Annotated in this window: 12 protein-coding genes; 7 read left to right on the top strand and 5 right to left on the bottom strand. The window is 70.9% G+C overall.

Annotated features, from left to right (window positions below):
* The 3 genes from HOV91_RS23120 to HOV91_RS23130 form a co-directional block, all read left to right on the top strand.
* Window positions 1–333, top strand: a 333-nt coding sequence (locus tag HOV91_RS23120) for a transglycosylase SLT domain-containing protein (protein ID WP_174187518.1), incomplete at its 5' end; no start/stop codon positions are given.
* A gap of 171 nt (window positions 334–504) precedes the next feature.
* Window positions 505–819 carry a hypothetical protein gene (locus HOV91_RS23125; RefSeq protein ID WP_174187519.1) on the top strand — a complete coding sequence of 105 codons (315 nt, stop codon included), beginning with the start codon at window positions 505–507 and terminating at the stop codon, window positions 817–819.
* 93 nt (window positions 820–912) lie between these two features.
* Entirely contained in the window at window positions 913–1443 is a 531-nt protein-coding gene (locus HOV91_RS23130; protein ID WP_174187520.1) for a DnaJ family domain-containing protein, read from the top strand.
* 27 nt (window positions 1444–1470) lie between these two features.
* Here the strand turns inward: HOV91_RS23130 and HOV91_RS23135 are convergent, their stop codons facing one another.
* On the bottom strand, window positions 1471–1935 hold the full coding sequence (locus HOV91_RS23135) for a MarR family winged helix-turn-helix transcriptional regulator (protein WP_174187521.1): 465 nt from the start codon (window positions 1933–1935) through the stop codon (window positions 1471–1473).
* 58 nt (window positions 1936–1993) lie between these two features.
* Between HOV91_RS23135 and HOV91_RS23140 the strand changes: the two genes are divergently transcribed.
* Complete coding sequence (locus HOV91_RS23140) at window positions 1994–2971, top strand: pirin family protein (protein WP_174187522.1); 978 nt, start codon at window positions 1994–1996, stop codon at window positions 2969–2971.
* Between the two features lie 134 nt (window positions 2972–3105).
* Window positions 3106–3402 (top strand): excalibur calcium-binding domain-containing protein, encoded by a 297-nt coding sequence (locus tag HOV91_RS23145; protein WP_043688643.1) that lies wholly within the window; start codon window positions 3106–3108, stop codon window positions 3400–3402.
* A 62-nt stretch (window positions 3403–3464) separates the two neighbouring features.
* Here HOV91_RS23145 and HOV91_RS40005 read toward each other — a convergent pair whose 3' ends face one another.
* The gene (locus HOV91_RS40005; protein ID WP_174187523.1) at window positions 3465–3686 is read right to left on the bottom strand and encodes a DUF3618 domain-containing protein; all 222 of its coding nucleotides are present in this window, start codon (window positions 3684–3686) and stop codon (window positions 3465–3467) included.
* A gap of 162 nt (window positions 3687–3848) precedes the next feature.
* Here HOV91_RS40005 and bcp point away from each other — a divergent pair, with 162 nt between their 5' ends.
* Window positions 3849–4322, top strand: coding sequence for a thioredoxin-dependent thiol peroxidase (gene bcp / locus HOV91_RS23155; protein ID WP_174187524.1), 474 nt, complete (start codon window positions 3849–3851; stop codon window positions 4320–4322).
* A gap of 68 nt (window positions 4323–4390) precedes the next feature.
* Here bcp and HOV91_RS23160 read toward each other — a convergent pair whose 3' ends face one another.
* Entirely contained in the window at window positions 4391–5620 is a 1230-nt protein-coding gene (locus tag HOV91_RS23160) for a DUF7159 family protein (RefSeq protein ID WP_174187525.1), read from the bottom strand.
* A 297-nt stretch (window positions 5621–5917) separates the two neighbouring features.
* Here HOV91_RS23160 and HOV91_RS23165 point away from each other — a divergent pair, with 297 nt between their 5' ends.
* Window positions 5918–6535 carry a TetR/AcrR family transcriptional regulator gene (locus HOV91_RS23165; RefSeq protein WP_246350610.1) on the top strand — a complete coding sequence of 206 codons (618 nt, stop codon included), beginning with the start codon at window positions 5918–5920 and terminating at the stop codon, window positions 6533–6535.
* Window positions 6536–6575: 40 nt separating this feature from the next.
* Here HOV91_RS23165 and acpS read toward each other — a convergent pair whose 3' ends face one another.
* Window positions 6576–7013 (bottom strand): holo-ACP synthase AcpS, encoded by a 438-nt coding sequence (gene acpS / locus HOV91_RS23170; RefSeq protein WP_043721202.1) that lies wholly within the window; start codon window positions 7011–7013, stop codon window positions 6576–6578.
* 76 nt (window positions 7014–7089) lie between these two features.
* Complete coding sequence (locus tag HOV91_RS23175) at window positions 7090–16401, bottom strand: type I polyketide synthase (protein WP_246350604.1); 9312 nt, start codon at window positions 16399–16401, stop codon at window positions 7090–7092.
* Window positions 16402–16711 lie beyond the last annotated feature (310 nt).

Raw genomic sequence — 16711 nt, forward strand, 5'->3', positions numbered from 1 at the left:
GCCCCGGTCTACGAGAACAACCTGGACGGCTGGATCCGTCAGGCGCTCGACGTCATGCGGGCGAACAACATCCCCGGCAGCTACGAGGGCATCCACCGCAACATCATGCGTGAGTCGACCGGCAACCCCCAGGCCATCAACCTGTGGGACTCCAATGCCGCCATGGGCATCCCGTCCAAGGGCCTGCTGCAGGTGATCGACCCCACCTTCGCCGCCTACCACGTCGCGGGCACGCCCTTCGACGTCTGGGATCCGGTCGCCAACATCGTCGCGGCCTGCAACTACGCCGCGCACCGCTACGGCTCGATGGACAACGTCAACGGCGCGTACTGAGTCGGCTTCGTCACGCAGCCTCCCCATCCTCGGATGGGGAGGCTGCGGCGTTTCCCGGCCGGTCCGCCCGGTCGGCGAGGCGTAGCTCCGGTTCGGCATCCGCGGGCATCGACGGACGCTGTCCGACCGCGTCCATTAGGGTCGATGCACCAGCGACCCCGTGGACAGGCCATGACCGACTACGCACACAGCGACACGGCAGCCAAGAGTCGCGCCGAGAAAGCGCGGCGGCTGGCGAGCTACCTCTGGCAACGCGGTATCACCGAAGCCGAAGTGCTCGCGATGCCCGCGCCGGTGCGGCGCAAAGTGGCCAGGGCCGCCGACACGAATCCGCCGAGCACCGACGAGACTTGGACGACGGTGGCGCGGCTGCTGGCGGAGAAGGACAGCTGGGCCGCGCGCCATCCGGAGCATCCCGCGGCGCGGCGCGCGCATACCGACGAGAAGCTCCTGTGGGTGAAGCCGCCGATTCGGCCGTGGAGCTGAGCTTTTCGCGGATGAGTTGCGACGCAACGCCTCCCGGGTCTACTACAGGCTTCCGTAGACTGGTGTCATGCACCCGCCGACACCGCCGTCGCGATGACCGAGCGCAAGCCGCCGAAGGAGACCTTCGAATCGTGGATCGACAAGCAGATCCGCGAGGCGGCCGAGCGCGGCGAATTCGACAACCTCTCCGGCGCGGGTAAGCCGATTCCCGGAGCAGGCACGGCTTACGACGAGGATTGGTGGCTGCGCGGGTATCTGCGGCGCGAAGGGGTCAGCGGCGATGCCCTGCTACCGCCTTCGCTCGTACTGCGGCGCGATATCGAGCACCTTGCCGAGTCCGTGCGCGACACGGCGACCGAACGGGAAGTACGCGCGACGGTGAGCGAGCTCAACAAACGCATCGTGGAGTGGCTGCGGATGCCCGAAGGGCCGTACGTCCCGATCGCCCCCGTGAACGCGGACGAGATCGTCGCGCAATGGCGAACCGCGTGCGCGACGGTCCGGCCGATGCGCACATCCTTCAGCGGCCAGAGCACACCGCCTTCCCGGGCGGCCGCCGACGAGGCCGCAGCGCGTCCACGCCGCCGGTGGTGGCGGCGATGGTGGGGGCACGGAACCGGTTGAGGTCGCCGGCGGGAACCAGCGCCCCGATCAAGCGCCGAGTTCGGTAACTTGCTCGACCTCGGTGACCACCTTGTCCGCCAGCGCGCGCAGGACCCGCGCCTCCTCCGGCGTCATCGGCTCCACGAAGACGCGGCGGACCAGGTCGACGTGGTTCGGCGCGGCACGCTCCAGGGCGATGCGCCCTTCCGGCGTGAGCTCGACGATGATGCCGCGGGCATCCTCCTCAGCGGGCCTGCGTTCGACCAGTCCGCGGGCGTCCATCCTGGCCAGGTGCTTGGACAACCTGCTCTTCTCCCAGCACACCTCGGCGGCCAGCTCCTTGGCGCGCAGGCAACCGTTGGGTGCCGCGGACAACGCCACCATCAGCTCGTAATCCGCCAGCGACAGACCGTCCTCGGCCAGCCCGGCGGAAATCGCCCCATCCAAACGCTGGCGCAGCCGCACATAGGCCTGCCAGGTCGCCTGCTCGTCGTCACTCAACCACCGGACCATGGGAATGAAGTGTAGTCACGGTTGGTTGACATGGACACCAACTCTCGAGGAGGTCCCGATGCCCGCCGTCACCGTTCCCGACATCATGGTCCTGCCGCGGCTGACCCGCCCCGACGCCACTCTGCGCCGGCGACCGGTCCGCAGCGTGGTCACCGCCCACAAACAGCTCGAGGGCGCGGGATTCGAGGTGCGCAGGCCCTTCCCCAGCATGGACCTGCGCACGGCCGATCCCTTCATCCTGCTCGACCAGATGGGCCCGGTCGCCTATGAACCACACGAGGCCAAGGGCGCGCCATGGCATCCGCACCGCGGCTTCGAGACGGTCACCTACATGCTCGACGGCACCATGGTGCACCACGACTCGCAGGGCGGCGGCGGCGTCATCGGCGAGGGCGACACCCAGTGGATGACCGCGGGCTCCGGGATCCTGCACGACGAGGTCCCGCCGGAGGAGATGGTCGCCTCCGGCGGCCGGTTCCACGGCATCCAGCTCTGGGTCAACCTGCCGCGCGCGCTCAAGTTCGCGACGCCGCGCTACCAGGACCTGCGCGCCCGCGAACTGACCCTGGTGAGCTCGCACGACGGCGGCGCGCTGGTCCGGCTCATCGCCGGAGAGGTCGGCGGATTCACCGGTCCCGGTTCCACCTACACTCCGATCGCCTACGCGCACGCGTCGATCACACCTGGCGGAATTCTGGAATCCCCATGGCCGCAGGAGTTCACGGCGATGGCGTACGTGCTGTCCGGCAGCGGCACGGTCGGCGAGGAGCGCAGGCCGCTGGGCGAAGGACAGCTGGCGGTCTTCGACCGCGGCGACGCGATCACCGTGACAGCCGATGCGCGCCAAGACAATCCGACCGGAGCGCTCGAGGTGCTGCTGCTCGGCGGACGACCGATCCGGGAACCCGTTGTGCAGTACGGGCCGTTCGTGATGAACACCCGCGCGGAGATCATCGAAGCGATGACGGACTACCAGGCTGGACGCATGGGGAACATCCCGGCGCAGCACATCGGGGGCGCCGGGACGACAGCTTGACCGGCATCCCGGGCGCAATCCCCTAATGCCCTAGTTCCGTCCCCCCGAGGTTGACAAGAGAGCGGCCCGTCACAACAGTGGATGCGGCGTCCCGTCGGACGCCCATCCACCGCAGCAACCACATAGAGGAATACATGAACGTTCGCCGGCTCTCCGTCAGCGCGGCCGTCGCGGGACTGACCTTTCTCGCGGCTCCCGCCGCCCTAGCCGCCCCTCCGTCCGGTTCCGCCGGAACCGGCTCCTCGGCCGTCGACACCGGCTCCGCCGCGACCGGCTCGGCCGGTCTGTCGCAGACCGGTTCGGCCGGTGGCGCCTTCGCCAACTGCGACGACGCCCGCAACGCCGGACGGGCGCCGCTGTTCCGCGGGGAACCGGGCTTCGGCCCGCACCTGGATCCCGACGGTGACGGCTTCGCCTGCCCGACGGTCTGAACCGCGTGGAAAACGACGACACCCGGTAGGCGCTGCCTACCGGGTGTCGTCGTTTTTCCAGCTCAGCGGAAGATCTTGAGCAGCACCAGCCCGACGACCAGGGCAGCGGCGCCGATCAGGCTGTACTTCACCTTCGGCTCGTTCAGCTTCGCGACCACGATGTGCTTGGTGTCGTCCGCGATGCGATGCGGGTCCGCGCGTACCGCGAGTTCGTCGAGCGTGCTCGCCAGCCGAGTGCGGGCGGCCTCGATCTCCTGCTCGATCCGCTCGGTATCCCTTGCCACGTTCCACCCTCCTGTTGTCGATTGCCGCACCTGGGCGCGAATCACGCCGCATGCTCGGCCGTTCGTGGAGCGCCCAGGGCTCGCGGACGAGTCTAGCCCCCGGGCCGCGCCATCCGGCCGCGCGCGGAACTCCGGCCCGATCGTTCGGATACCGTGCTGGAGGTGACCACCAACCAACGACTCGCCCCCGGCGACACCGCCCCCGACTTCACGCTCCCCGACGCCGACGGCAAGAACGTCTCGCTGTCGGACTACCGCGGACGCAAGGTGATCGTGTACTTCTACCCCGCCGCGAGCACCCCCGGTTGCACCAAGCAAGCCTGCGACTTCCGTGACAACCTGACCGACCTGGACGGCGCGGGCATCGACGTGGTCGGCATCTCGCCGGACAAGCCCGCCAAGCTGGCCAAGTTCCGGGACGCCGAGCAGTTGACCTTCCCGCTGCTGTCGGATCCCGACCGCGCCGTGCTCACCGCGTGGGGCGCGTACGGCGAGAAGACGATGTACGGCAAGACGGTCGTCGGCGTCATCCGCTCGACCTTCCTGGTGGACGAGGCGGGCAAGATCGCCGTCGCGCAGTACAACGTCCGCGCCACCGGCCACGTCGCCAAGTTGCGCCGCGACCTCTCGGTGTAGCCGGCGGGCAGCGAAAAGCCCGGCGCCGCAGCGGCGCCGGGCCGGGTTCGAGAGCCCGCTCGGATGGCTCAGGACTGCAATACCTGCTGTGCGGCCCATTGCGCCATCAAGCGCAGGTGTTCGTCCCACCAATCCGCGGCTTCCGGGGTGAACACCGCCGGCGGCGGGGCCTCACCGGGGAACAGCAGCGCGCTGTCGGGCGCGCCCACCTTGCGATCGGCCGGGACGCCGGTGCCCGGCACCAGCGGCGCGGGGATGCTCGGCTCCGCCTCGTTCGCCGCCTCGACGGGCACCAGCGGCAGCGGACGATGCCGCGCGGCGGCGCTCCAGCGTTGTTCCGGGAACTGTGCTCCGGTGGCATCGACGCTGGAGTCGAGTAGCCCGCCGGACGAGCCGGATGCCCCGGCATCCCCCGGCTGGACCGGGACCCCCGGGTGCGCCGCACCGGCGCTTTCGATCCGGCCGTCCGCCATGACGACGGTGGGCACCGACGACGAAGAGTTGCCGAGCAGGTAGCTCCCGCCGACGACCATTCCGCTGGCCAGCACACCGGCCGCGGCGAACACCGCGACCCCGCCGCGCGCCCGGTGCGGCTCGCTCACCAGCTCGGCGTAACCGTCCTGCTCGAGACGCGCGCTCAACGCCGCACCCGCGGCCGAGGCGAAAGCGCCGATCGTGCACGGGATCACCGGGGCCCCGAAGTCCTCCAACGCCTTCGACACCGCCGCCCCGGCGCCCGCCGAGCCGATCAGCGCCACCGCGTCGGGCCGGGCCGCGGCCGCGTCCAGCTGATCCCACGCCGCCGCCACGCCCATGCCGAGCGACCGCGGCGTCGCCCGCCCCGCCTGCCCCACCGCCGCGAGCACCCGGCGGCGGCCGCGATCGACCAGGGTGTACGCCTGGTATCCGGGCACCACCTCGCAGATCAGCAGGTTGTCGTAGGCGTCGAGCCACGTCATCATGCTCGCCGCGCTCAGGTGGGCCGATTTCGCCGAGACCATCGAGGCGCTGTGCCACGGACCGGTCGCCAACCGGGTCACGATGGCGCGCCGCTGCGCCGCGTCCCGATAGGCGACCGCGACGCCGCCGATCTCCCGATCCGGCCCGAGGCCCGCGGCCAGGGCGTCCAGCGCGGTCTCGACCGCCGCGGCCACCTCCGCCTTGCCGTCACCGTCCGTTCGCTCCACCCGGCGCAGCACCACCCGGTCGGCCAGCTTCCTGCCGTCGGCGAGCGCCACCGCGTGCACGGCACCACGTTCGGTGGAAACGCCGAGAGTCACCACAGATTCAGCTACCACTGATCACGCCTTCCCTCTGCGCATTGACCGAGCTCACGGACCTGCCGAAAACCATGAGCCCCATGGATTTCCCTGCTCGGAACACACGTCGCGATGCACGCGCGCTCGGTATGTGTTCGACACCACATCGGTTACGGATGGGTAGCGGAAATCCAGCCGCCTGGACCGGAACGGCGGATGCGCGTATCGCACGCGTGTCCCTACCGTTAGCCTGGATGCGTGGAAGTACGCGCGGAGGCCAGGTCGAAGCACCGTGTGGACCCTGCGTTGGAGCTGCAGGACGACCCACAGGAGCTCATGCCGCGACGCAGGCCGACGCAGGAACGCAGCAAACGCAAGTTCGACGCCTTGCTGCAGGCGTCCAGGGAACTGCTCGTCGAGGTCGGGTTCGAGTCGTTCACCTGTGAGGAGGTGGCGGCCAGGGCCGAGGTGCCGATCGGCACGCTGTATCAGTTCTTCGCCAACAAGTACGTCATCGTCTGTGAGCTGAATCGGCAAGACCTGGTTGCCGTTTCCCAGGAGCTGGCCGACTTCCACGGCGAGATCCCGTCACTGGACTGGCTGCGGCACATGAACCAGTTCGTCGACCACCTCGCCAACCTCTGGATGACCGACCCGTCCCGGCGGGAAGTGTGGCTCGCCATGCAGTCCACGCCGTCCACCCGGGCCACCGGCGCGATCCACGAGAAGCAGTTCGCCGAGGTCGTGTCGCAGATGTTGCGGCCGCTCACCCCGCGCACCCCGCGGGCACGGCGCACCATGATGGCCGAAGTGCTGGTGCACGTGGTCTATTCGATGCTCAATTTCTCGGTGCAGGACGAGCAGAGCAGCGCCGAAGCGGTCGCCGAACTCAAGCGCCTGATGGTCGCCTACCTGCTCGTCGCGGAGAAGGAATCGCGTACCGGCAGCGAATGACAAGCGGTGGTCCCGGCGGGAACCGGGACCACCGCGTGGCTCACCCCGCGCTGTCGCGGCCTTCGATCAGGTCGGCCAGCTCACCCGGGTCCTCGAGCACGACCATCGCCGCGGCGGTGTCGCCGTCGTGCGTCAGCGACAAGTGCACCCGGACCCGGGGCAGGAACTCGGCGGCCAGGCCGTGCAGCTTGATGCTCGGCCTGCCCCATGCGTCGTTGACCACCTCGATCAGCGGATAGGGGTTGTCCCCGATCTGCGGGCGGCGGGCGAACCGCGACGATGCCCAGGCTTTGAGCACCGCCTCCTTCGCCGCCCACCGCGCCGCGTAGCTGCGCGCCGGATCGGTTCCCTTGCTCTGGCAGTAGCGCCGCTCTCCCGCGGTGAAGCTTTCCCGGAGCATGGTGGTTCCGGCGCGTTCGAGCTGTTCGGCGAACTCGGAGATGGTCACCAAGTCCAAGCCGATACCGAGGATCGTCATAGGCGGCCAGCCTACGACGTACTCGGCGAGCACGCGCGCGAACCCGGCGCGACGAGTTGCCCCGCCGCGCATCCGGTTACGCGCATCCCATGCCGTTCGCCCGGTACGCGCCGTCCTGCGCCAGGCGCGCCTCTTGCGAGAGCAGCACGTCGGCCTCCAGCTGACGAGCCCGCCCGGACGGCGTGCCTTCCCCGCCGAGCCTGCGGTCGGCGGGACGCTCGTACAGCGGCGCGCCACCGCACATGGCCTCCACGAACCGCTGGCGGCCGCTGAGCTGACGCTCCTGTGCCCTGCGCCGGTACTCGTCGCGCTGCCCCGGCTCGATGGCCTGGATGAACGCCTGCGGGTGCACGATCGCCAGCAGACCGTTCACATGGCCGAAGCCGAGCGAGGTGACCAGACCGGCCTTCAGCGGGAGCCGATCGCCCAGCCGCAGCGGTTCCCGGACCCACACCAGGTGCGGGAAGGGCCGCATCTTCTCGTCCACGCAGTCGAGGCTGCGGTTGGGCGGGATGACGCCCTGCTCGAGCACCTGGCACAGGCCGATGAGCTGGAAGGCCGCCGCACCGCCCTTCGCGTGCCCGGTGAGGGTCTTCTGCGAGACGACGAACAGCGGAGCGCCGTCCGAGCGTCCGATGGCCGCTGCGAGGCGCTCGTGCAGTTCGGACTCGTTCGGGTCGTTGGCGGCCGTCGAGGTGTCGTGCTTGGACACCACCGCGATCTCGTCCGGGGTCACGCCGAGCTTGCGCAGCTCGGTCGCCAGCCGGGACTCGGTCCCGCCGCGACCGGCGCCCAGCGCGCCCAGACCCGGAGCCGGGATGGAGGTGTGCACGCCGTCCGCGAAGGACTGGGCGTAGGCCACCACGCCCAGCACCGGCAGGCCCATCTCCAGCGCGACACTGCCGCGCGCCAGCAGCACCGTTCCACCGCCCTGCGACTCGACGAACCCGCCGCGACGGCGGTCGTTGGCGCGGGAGAAGTACCGGTCGCTGATGCCCTTGGCGCTCATCGCCGCCGAATCCGCGGTGGCCGACATGTCGCCGAAGCCCACGATGCCCTCGATGCCGAGGTCGTCGTAACCGCCGGCCACGACCAGGTCGGCCTTGCCGAGCCGGATCTTGTCGACACCCTCCTCGACCGACACCGCGGCGGTGGCGCAGGCCGCCACCGGATGCACCATCGCGCCGTAGCTGCCGACGTAGGACTGCACCACGTGCGCCAGCGCCACGTTCGGCAGCGCCTCCTGCAGGATGTCGTTCGGGCGCGGCTCACCGAGCAGGTTGTCGACGTAGAGCGAGCGCATCGAGGACATGCCGCCCATACCGGTGCCCTGGGTGTTGGCGACCAGCGAGGGGTGCACCCAGCTCATCAGCTCCGCCGGACTGAAGCCGGAACCGATGAACGCGTCCACCGTGCACACGATGTTCCACAGCGCGACCCGGTCCACCGAAGCGGCCATATCGGGCGAGATGCCCCAGATGGTCGGGTCCCAGCCGGTCGGGATCTGGCCGCCGACGGTGCGCGACAGCTTGGCCCGGCGCGGCACGCGAATCTCGGTGCCCGCCTTGCGCGTCACGGTCCAGTCACCCGAATCGGCGACCGGCGTGATGACCGTGTGCTCCGGGTCGGCGGCGTGGAAGGCGCGGGCCTCGGCCTCGCCGCCCACCGTAAACGACAGATCCTGGTCCAGGAAGACCGAGGTCATCAGGGGCGCCGAGTTGTCGGTCATGGCCCCGTCGTCTTCGTAGCGGCGCACACCGCAGCGGGCGACCACCGCGTCGTGGTAGCGCTCGGCCAGCTCGTGCTCCGGCACGTAGTCGCCGGATTCGGCGTCGTACCAGCCCGGCTTCGGGTCGTTCTCCCAGGTGACCATGCCGGTGGTCCAGGCCAGCTCCAGCACGCCCGCCGCCGACAGCTCGTCGGAGACCTCCATCTCGAAGCGGGTGCGCGCCGAGCCGTAGGGCCCGAGCTCGCCCGCGCCGACGATGACCACCATGTCGGCCGGATCGGCGCTCACCTCGCCCCACTCGGGCACCGGCAGCGCGGAGGTCACGGTGGGCGGCGCGGGCAGCGCGGCGATCGTGCGACCCGTTTCGGCGTCGGCCTGCGCCTGCGCCTGCTCCGCGGCCTGCTTGGCCAGTTCGGGCAGATCCAGCTTGGCCCTGGCCAAACCGCCGGTCAGGTCGATCTGCTGCGGGCCGCTCGCGGTCACCTGACGGGCCCGCGAGGTGCACCACTTGAGCAGCTCGGCGGCCATCTCGGCGGTGGACCAGGTCTGCACGCCGGCCTTCTCGACCGCCTCGACCATCGGGTCGTTGTGGCCCATCAGTCCGGTGCCGCGCACCCAGCCGATCAGCGCGTGCACCAGGGTGACCCGGGTCGACCACGACTTCTCGGCGCGCCACTTGGCGACCACCGCGTCCAGCGCCGCCTTCGACTCGCCATAGGCGCCGTCGCCGCCGAACAGGCCGCGGTTGGGCGAACCCGGGAGCACCACGTGCAGTTTCGCGTCCACGTCGTGATCGGCGCCCAGCTTGGACAACCCGCCGATCAGCCGTTCGACCGACCAGAGCAGCACGCGCATTTCCATTTCGGCGCGAGCGCCCGCGTCGGCGAGGTCACCGGCCACCCGCGGCGCCGCGAACGGCAGCAGCAGCGTCGGCGTCATCGCGTCCTTGATCTTGATCTTCGCACCGCCCGCGCTGTCGACCTGCTCGGTGCCGATCCAGTCGATCAAGGCGTCGATGTCCTGGTAGGACGCCATGTTGGCGGGCACGACCCACAGGGCCGCGCCGTGGCGGGCGTTGTCCCGGTACAGCTTCCGGTAGAAGCGGAGGCGTTCGTCGTTCAGCGCCGAGGTGGTCACCACCACCGTGGCGCCGCCGCCGAGCAGCATGCCGGTCACCGCCGCGGCGATGGATCCCTTGCTGGCGCCGGTGACCACCGCGATGTCCGAGGACCACAGCCCGGGCTCTTCGGTGCTCAGCGCCGCCTCGGCGATCCGCTCGTACAGCCCCGCGAGCACCGAGCGGGCCTCGTGCATCGCCCGCTGCCGCCACCAGTTCGCCTGCGCGGCAACCGCTTCGCCCGCTCCGAGGAAACCGGTGACCGGCCCGTTCGCACTGCCCGCGTCGTCGGCCAGCCACAGCCGGGCCAGATCCTCGCGCGCCGTGGCCCACCGGTCGTCCAGCAGCACCGCCTTGCGCGCGTCGAACGCGGGCGCGACCAGACGCGGCCAATCCGAACCGAGTTCGGCCGACACCAGGTCGACCAGGGAGTCGTCGTTCGCCTCCGGCGCGGAGACCCGCTCGGACAGCCCGAGCTGTTCGAGCACCACACGCGCGGCCGTGGCCAGCACCCCGTCGCGTCCGGTGATCTGCTCGGTGAACTCGCCCAGCGCGGCGGCGTCGACGGTCGCACCGCCACCGCCACCCGCCGACGGCAGCGACACCGCGACACCGCGGCGGGCCGCGACGGCCTGCACGGCGGCGTCGATGGCCGCGTCGACCGAGGCGCCGTCGCTCAGGGCGCCGGAGACCAGCCCGCCCAGGTCGCCACCGCGCACACTGGTGCCTTCCCTGGTGCCGAGCGACACCTCGGCCGTGACGTGGCTGGCCCAGCCGTCCCCGAGTTCCCAGACCTTCGTCACCCGATCGGCGATGGCGGCGGGACGCTTGCCGGACGGGCCGAACACCTTGCGCAGGTGATCGCCGATGGCGTCGGTGAGCACCGTGCCGAAGGGACGGTAGGTGCGGGCGAGCCGCTCCACCGTCGCCGAGAGCGCGCCCATGTCGGCATCGGCCGCGCCGTCGATCGCGCCGAGCGACAGCTCGGAACCGAGGTCGACCAGCAGCTGATTACGCCGGGAGGACACACCGTCGCACAGGCCCTCGATGGTGTCCACCGGGCCGATCTGGTCCAGCCGCAGCTTCGTCCACAGCGCGATCAGCACGCGGGTGGCGTCGGCGGCGGTGAACGCGATGTCGTCCGGACGCGGACCGCCCGAACTCGGGGCGGGCGCGGCGACCGGGGCGGCGGCGACGGCCGCCGGCGCGGTGGCCGCCTGCTCCTCCACGGGCTCGTCGACCGGCGCGGGGTCGGTGTCGGTCGCGTAGACGATCGCCGCCTCGCGCTCGATGTTGAGCACCTCGACCGTGGCGCCGCCGAACGCGGGCAGCTTCAGCGTCTGGGAGGCCAGGTTGGCCACCGTGGGCGTCGCGCCGAGACCGATCTCGACGAACCGCTCGACCCCGAGGCCGCCGTGCGCGGTGTCGGTGAACAGCAGGTCCTGCGTCTCGATCCAGCGCACCGGGCTGGCGAACTGCCAGGCGAGCAGCTCGATCAGCACCACGCGGCACAGCTCGGTCGGCCGGGCCGCCCAGCTGTCGAAGTCGGCCAGCACCTGCGCGAGCGGTTCGGACGGCACCAGGTCCGCGATCTCCTGGACGAACGCCCGCTCGAGCGAGAACAGCCTGGGCACGAGGTTCGGGATGTACCGGCCGACCAGCACCTCGGGGCGCAGGTCCACCGGCAGCAGCTGTTCGAGCTTCTGCCGGAACTCCGGAACGCCCTTGCGCAGCACCGTCGAGTGGAACGGCACGTCGATGCCGGGGACCAGGATAAACGCCCGCTTGCCGCCGAACTCGGCACGGCGGCGGTCGATCTCCTCCTCCAGCGCCTCGAGCCCGGCCACCGTGCCCGCGATCGCGTACTGCGAACCGCGCAGGTTCAGGTTGACCACCTCGAGGAACTCCCCGACCCGATCACCGACCTCCCGCACGAAGTCGACGACCTCGCCATCGGGCAGCCCGATCTGCGAGGGCCGGATCGCGGCCATCCGATAGTCGCTGCGCCCCTGCGCATCCCGCGGCACCAGCTCGTGCATCGCGGAACCGCGCTGGAACACGACCTCGAGCACCGCCTCCAGCGGGAGCACTCCGGCGACGGCGGCGAGCGCGTTGTACTCACCCACCGAGTGGCCCGCGAGCAGCGCACCCTCGACCAGAGCCCCGGCCTCACGCAGTTCCGCCACCTGGGCGACACCGAGGGTCGCCATGGCGACCTGGGTGAACTGGGTCAGGTGCAGCACGCCGTCGGGGTGCCGGTGCTCGACGCCCCGCGCCTTGAGGTAGGTCGGGTTGTCCCGCACCACCGCCAGGATCGAGAAGCCGAGCGCGGCACGGGTGTGCTTGTCGGCGCGCTCCCAGATCTCCTTGGCCGCCTTCGACCGGGCGCGGGCGTCCAGCCCCATCCCCTTGCGCTGGATGCCCTGTCCCGGGAAGGCGTACACGGTCTTCGGCGCCGCGGTGCGACCGGTCGCGGTCATCACCAGTTCGCCTTCGGTCCGGCAGGAGACCTCGACGATCTCGCTGCCCGCGTCGACCGCGACGCGCTCGACGCGCACATCGATCGCCGCGCCGGGGCGGACCATGCCGAGGAACCGGGTGGTCCACGCGGTCAGCGTCCGCGCGGGCACCGAACCGGCCGGATCGACCGCCGAGACGACGTGCTGCGCGGCGGCCGACAGCCACATGCCGTGCACGATCGGGCTGCCGAGCCCGGCGAGCTTCGCGGCGGCGTCGCTGGTGTGAATGGGGTTGTGGTCACCGGAGACGGCGGCGAAGGCGTGCATGGTGCGCGGAGCGACGATCGTGACGTCGCGGCGACGCCTGCGCGGCGTGTCGGTGGCCGCGTCGGACACCGTGCCCGCCGCGCGCGGCGGATCGGTGAGTTCGCCCGTGCCGGTGCGCCCGCGGATCGCGAATCGTTCGGTGAGCGTGGCCAGCACCGGCATCGACATCCCGGTCTCGGGCTTGTCCAGCATGGCGGTGATCCGCACGTGCACCTCGACCACGCGGCCGAGGTCGGTGTCGAGGGTCTCCCCCGCCTCCGCGCGCACCGCGAGCACGCTGGTCTCGGCAGGCAGGTCGGCGGCGAGGTGCACCTGATGGTCCAGGTGGACCAGGTCGAGCATGCCCTCGATGACGCTCTCGTCCTCGGCGGTGCGGGTCGCGCCGAGCACCGCGAACACCGCGGGCCAGCAGGCGCCGACCAGCACGTCGGGCACGGTCCGGCCGAGCGTGCTCAGCGTGGCGGGCAGGCCCGAACCGGTGACGCCGGCGTGATCGGCGATCAGGTCCGGCGTCCAGGCCAGGTTCACGTGCGCGACCTTGCCCTTGACCTCGGGCAGATCCTGCCCCGCCGCGACCGCGAGCAGCGCGGACATGGCCTCGTCCGCGTCGGCCTCGGTGACCACCGGGGCGCCGCCGTTGTGCACCGAGGTGGGCACGGTGATCCGGATCCGCACCGCGTTGTCCCCCAGCAGCGGAACGGTCAGCTCCAGGTAGGCGTGCTCCGGCTCGGGGCCGGTGGTCTCCACCAGCGTCGCTCCGCTTGGCGGATGCACCGCGCCCTTGCCGTCCACGACCCATTCGGACAGGTCGCCGAGGCGGTGCACCGGGCTGATCGTGGTGCGGCCTGCCCACTGGACGTCCGGCGCGGCGAGCACGGCGTCGATCGGGCCGCTGGTGACACCCGCCGTGCGGCGCGCGTCCACCGCGGCGGGCACCACGCCCGCGCGCACCAGCGAGTACGCGGTGTCCTGTTCGAAGCGGTCGAGCAGCTCGCCGACCGGCTCGTCCACCCGCGTGATGCCTGCGACCGATACGGTGCCGGGGATGACGCACACCTGATCGGCCGAGTAGCGCGGATCGTGCGCCTGCCACAGCGAGTCCGAGCGCCACCAGCGGCGCACGTCGGCGTCCACGACCGGCACGAAGTTCACCGGCTTGCCGGGGGTCTTGCACAGCGCAACGAAGAACGGCACGTCCGCCGGGTGCAGCAGGGTGCGTTCCGCCGCGGGGTAGGCGTCCTTCAGCGCGCACAGCGCGGCGACCGGGTCCTCGAAGTCCTCGTCGCTCGCGAACAGCGTGGGGATCTCGCCGCGGTCGGCCGGGTGCAGCCGGGATTCGGTGCGGCGCACCATCTCCGCGAAGCGGTCGCGCCAGGTGATGTCCAGCCACACCGAGCGGGTGGCCTCGGCGATCGCGTCGCCCAGGTCGCTGCCGCAGTCGAAGTCCTTGCGGCGGTCCAGCCCGACCGCGAGCTCGACGTAGCGCTCCAGCCAGTCCTGGTAGGTCATGGTGACCAGGTCGCCGAAGTACGGCTTGGCGGTGGCGTTCAGCGCCGCGATGATCTCCTCCCGGCGCGCCGCGACCGCGTCCGCGTCGCCAGCGACCTCGTCCAGCAGGCGGCCGGTGCGCGAGGCGGCGTTGTCGATCTCGTGGATGTCGGCGCCCAATTGGCTACGACCGGAGGCCATTCCGCCGGAGGCGGTGCCCGCTCCGACCCAGTCGGGGGTGCCGGGGGTGTCCACCAGCAGTTGCTTGACCTCCGGCGCGGTGGTGGCCTCCAATGTGGCCATGGCCGCCGTGCCGACCAGCACACCGTCCAGGGGCATCACGGGATAGCCGTGCTGGACCGCCCATTCGCCGGTGAGGTACTCCGTCGCCCGTTCGGGGGTCCCGATGCCACCGCCGACGCACACCACCACGTTGGCGCGGTTGCGCAGCTCGGCGTAGGTGGTCAGCAGAAGGTCGTCCAGGTCCTCCCAGGAGTGGTGCCCACCGGCCTTGCCGCCCTCGATGTGCATGATCACCGGGTAGTCCGGAACCTCGTCGGCGATCCGCAGCACGGCCCGGATCTGCGCGACCGTGCCAGGCTTGAACGCGACGTGCGCGATACCGACCTCGGTCAGCTCCTTGATCAGCGCGACGGCTTCTTCCAGCTCCGGAATGCCCGCCGTCACGATGACACCGTCGAGCGGGGCGCCCGCCGAGCGCGCCCGCTGCACCAACCGCTTGCCGCCCAGCTGCAGCTTCCACAGGTAGGGGTCGAGGAACAGCGAGTTGAACTGCACCGAGCGCCCTGGGTGCAGCAGCTTCCGCAGCTCGGCCACCCGGTCGGCGAAGATCTGTTCGGTCACCTGCCCACCGCCGGCCAGCTCGGCCCAGTGGCCCGCGTTGGCCGCGGCCGCGACGATCTTCGCGTCGACCGTCGTCGGGGTCATGCCTGCGAGCAGGATCGGCGAGCGGCCGGTCAGCTTGGTGAACGCGGTCTCGACCACGATGCGCCCGTCGGGCAGCCGCACCGGCCGCGGCGCGAACGCCGACCACGGGGCCGCGGGCTCCGGCGCCGCGCCCGGGGTGAGCAGACTGCGCTGTCCGGCACGGGTGGCGGCCGCGACGATGCCCAGGCCGGTGCCCTTCAGCGTGCCCGCGGTGACGCGGGAAAGCAGATCTCCCGGGCCCAGGTCGAGGATCCATTGCGCACCCGCGGAGATAACGCCGTCGACGACGTCCACCCAGTCGATCGGGTCGACCAGGATATCCCGCGCCAACCGGCCCGCCAGCTCGGCGTCCAAGCCGCACTGGGTGGCCCAGCTGCTCACCAGATCGACGGTGTCGGCCAGCGCGGGGTGATGGAACGCGACGTCGACCGCCACGTCCTCGAAGACCGGAGCGAACACCGAGCCACCGCGCACCTTGGCGTCGCGCTCGCGCGCCTGCTCGTCGTGGATCTCGGCGCACCGCTGCCGCACCCGCTCCAGCTGGGCGGGCGGTCCGGACAGCACCGCGCGCCGCCGCCCGTTGCGGATCGAGATCACCACCGACGCGGCGGGATCGGCTCCCGCGCACACCTCGGCCACCACCGCGCGCAACTGCTCGGGATCCACGTTCGACACCGCGGTCATCGGCGAGCGCTCGCCCACCGGCATCAGGCCGCGGCGGCGAGCCACCAAACCCGCTGCCGCGCCGATCATCTGGGCCACCGCGAGCAGCTCCGCGTCACGGGCGCCACCGGCCTCGACCGCGGCGGCCGCGAGCAGGCCCTGCGAGTGCCCCACGATCGCGACCGGCGCGTGCTCGGCCGGATCCAGACCCTGCAAGCGCAGCGCCCGCACGGCCGCCACCTGGGTGAGCAGCACACCGGGCATGGACACCGCGGCCGAGCGCAGCACGTGCTCGGCTGGGGCGGCGGAGGTCTCACCCTCATCGGTGTCGGCCAGCTCGTTCTCCAGCATCCAGCCGATCGGGTCGAAGCCGACGGGCCGAACCACAAGCAACTGTGCCGCAACCGGCTCGAGCAGCGCGGCCGCCTCGTTGACCAGTGCGGTGAGCTCCGGCTCCAGCGCGCTGTCGCGCCCGATCTCCTCCAGCTCGCTCAGCCACTGCGCACCCTGTCCGCCGAAGGCGAGCGCGTACGGCGCGCCGTCGAGCAGACGATCCAACAGCGGCGACCGCGCCCCGCCCGACGCGGCCTTCCCGGTGGCGGCTACCACCTTCGTGCTCTGTCCGGCTTCGGTCTTGGTGCTCTCGTTGATCGTCAAGACGCTTCGACTTCCTTCTCCATGCGACATGCCTCGGCGACACGCCGGTCCCTACCGGTTCACGAGTGATCGCGGGTGATCGGCCTGATACCGGCGAGAATGGCACAAAATCATGAGGAAATCCTCACGTTTGCCTCCGGGCGCGGCCGTTACTTCGGAGTATTCAGGTACGTACGTACCAGAATAGTGATGAACATGACCCGGCCTCATGTTTGAACCCGCTGGTCCATCGGGTTACCAACACGTAGGAAACATGAGCGCCCCTCATGTTGTCGTTTTCCAAATCGTTATAATCCCAGGTGAGGTTACC

The sequence above is a fragment of the Nocardia barduliensis genome (assembly GCF_013315795.1).
In the GTDB taxonomy this organism is placed as follows: domain Bacteria; phylum Actinomycetota; class Actinomycetes; order Mycobacteriales; family Mycobacteriaceae; genus Nocardia; species Nocardia barduliensis.

Coding starts and splice junctions, on each gene's coding strand:
- HOV91_RS23130 (WP_174187520.1), top strand. CDS start 913: ATGACCGAGCGCAAGCCGCCGAAGGAGACCTTCGAATCGTGGATCGAC.
- acpS (WP_043721202.1), bottom strand. CDS start 7,013: ATGACGATCCTCGGTATCGGCTTGGACTTGGTGACCATCTCCGAGTTC.
- HOV91_RS23125 (WP_174187519.1), top strand. CDS start 505: ATGACCGACTACGCACACAGCGACACGGCAGCCAAGAGTCGCGCCGAG.
- HOV91_RS23145 (WP_043688643.1), top strand. CDS start 3,106: ATGAACGTTCGCCGGCTCTCCGTCAGCGCGGCCGTCGCGGGACTGACC.
- HOV91_RS23135 (WP_174187521.1), bottom strand. CDS start 1,935: ATGGTCCGGTGGTTGAGTGACGACGAGCAGGCGACCTGGCAGGCCTAT.
- HOV91_RS23140 (WP_174187522.1), top strand. CDS start 1,994: ATGCCCGCCGTCACCGTTCCCGACATCATGGTCCTGCCGCGGCTGACC.
- HOV91_RS23165 (WP_246350610.1), top strand. CDS start 5,918: ATGCCGCGACGCAGGCCGACGCAGGAACGCAGCAAACGCAAGTTCGAC.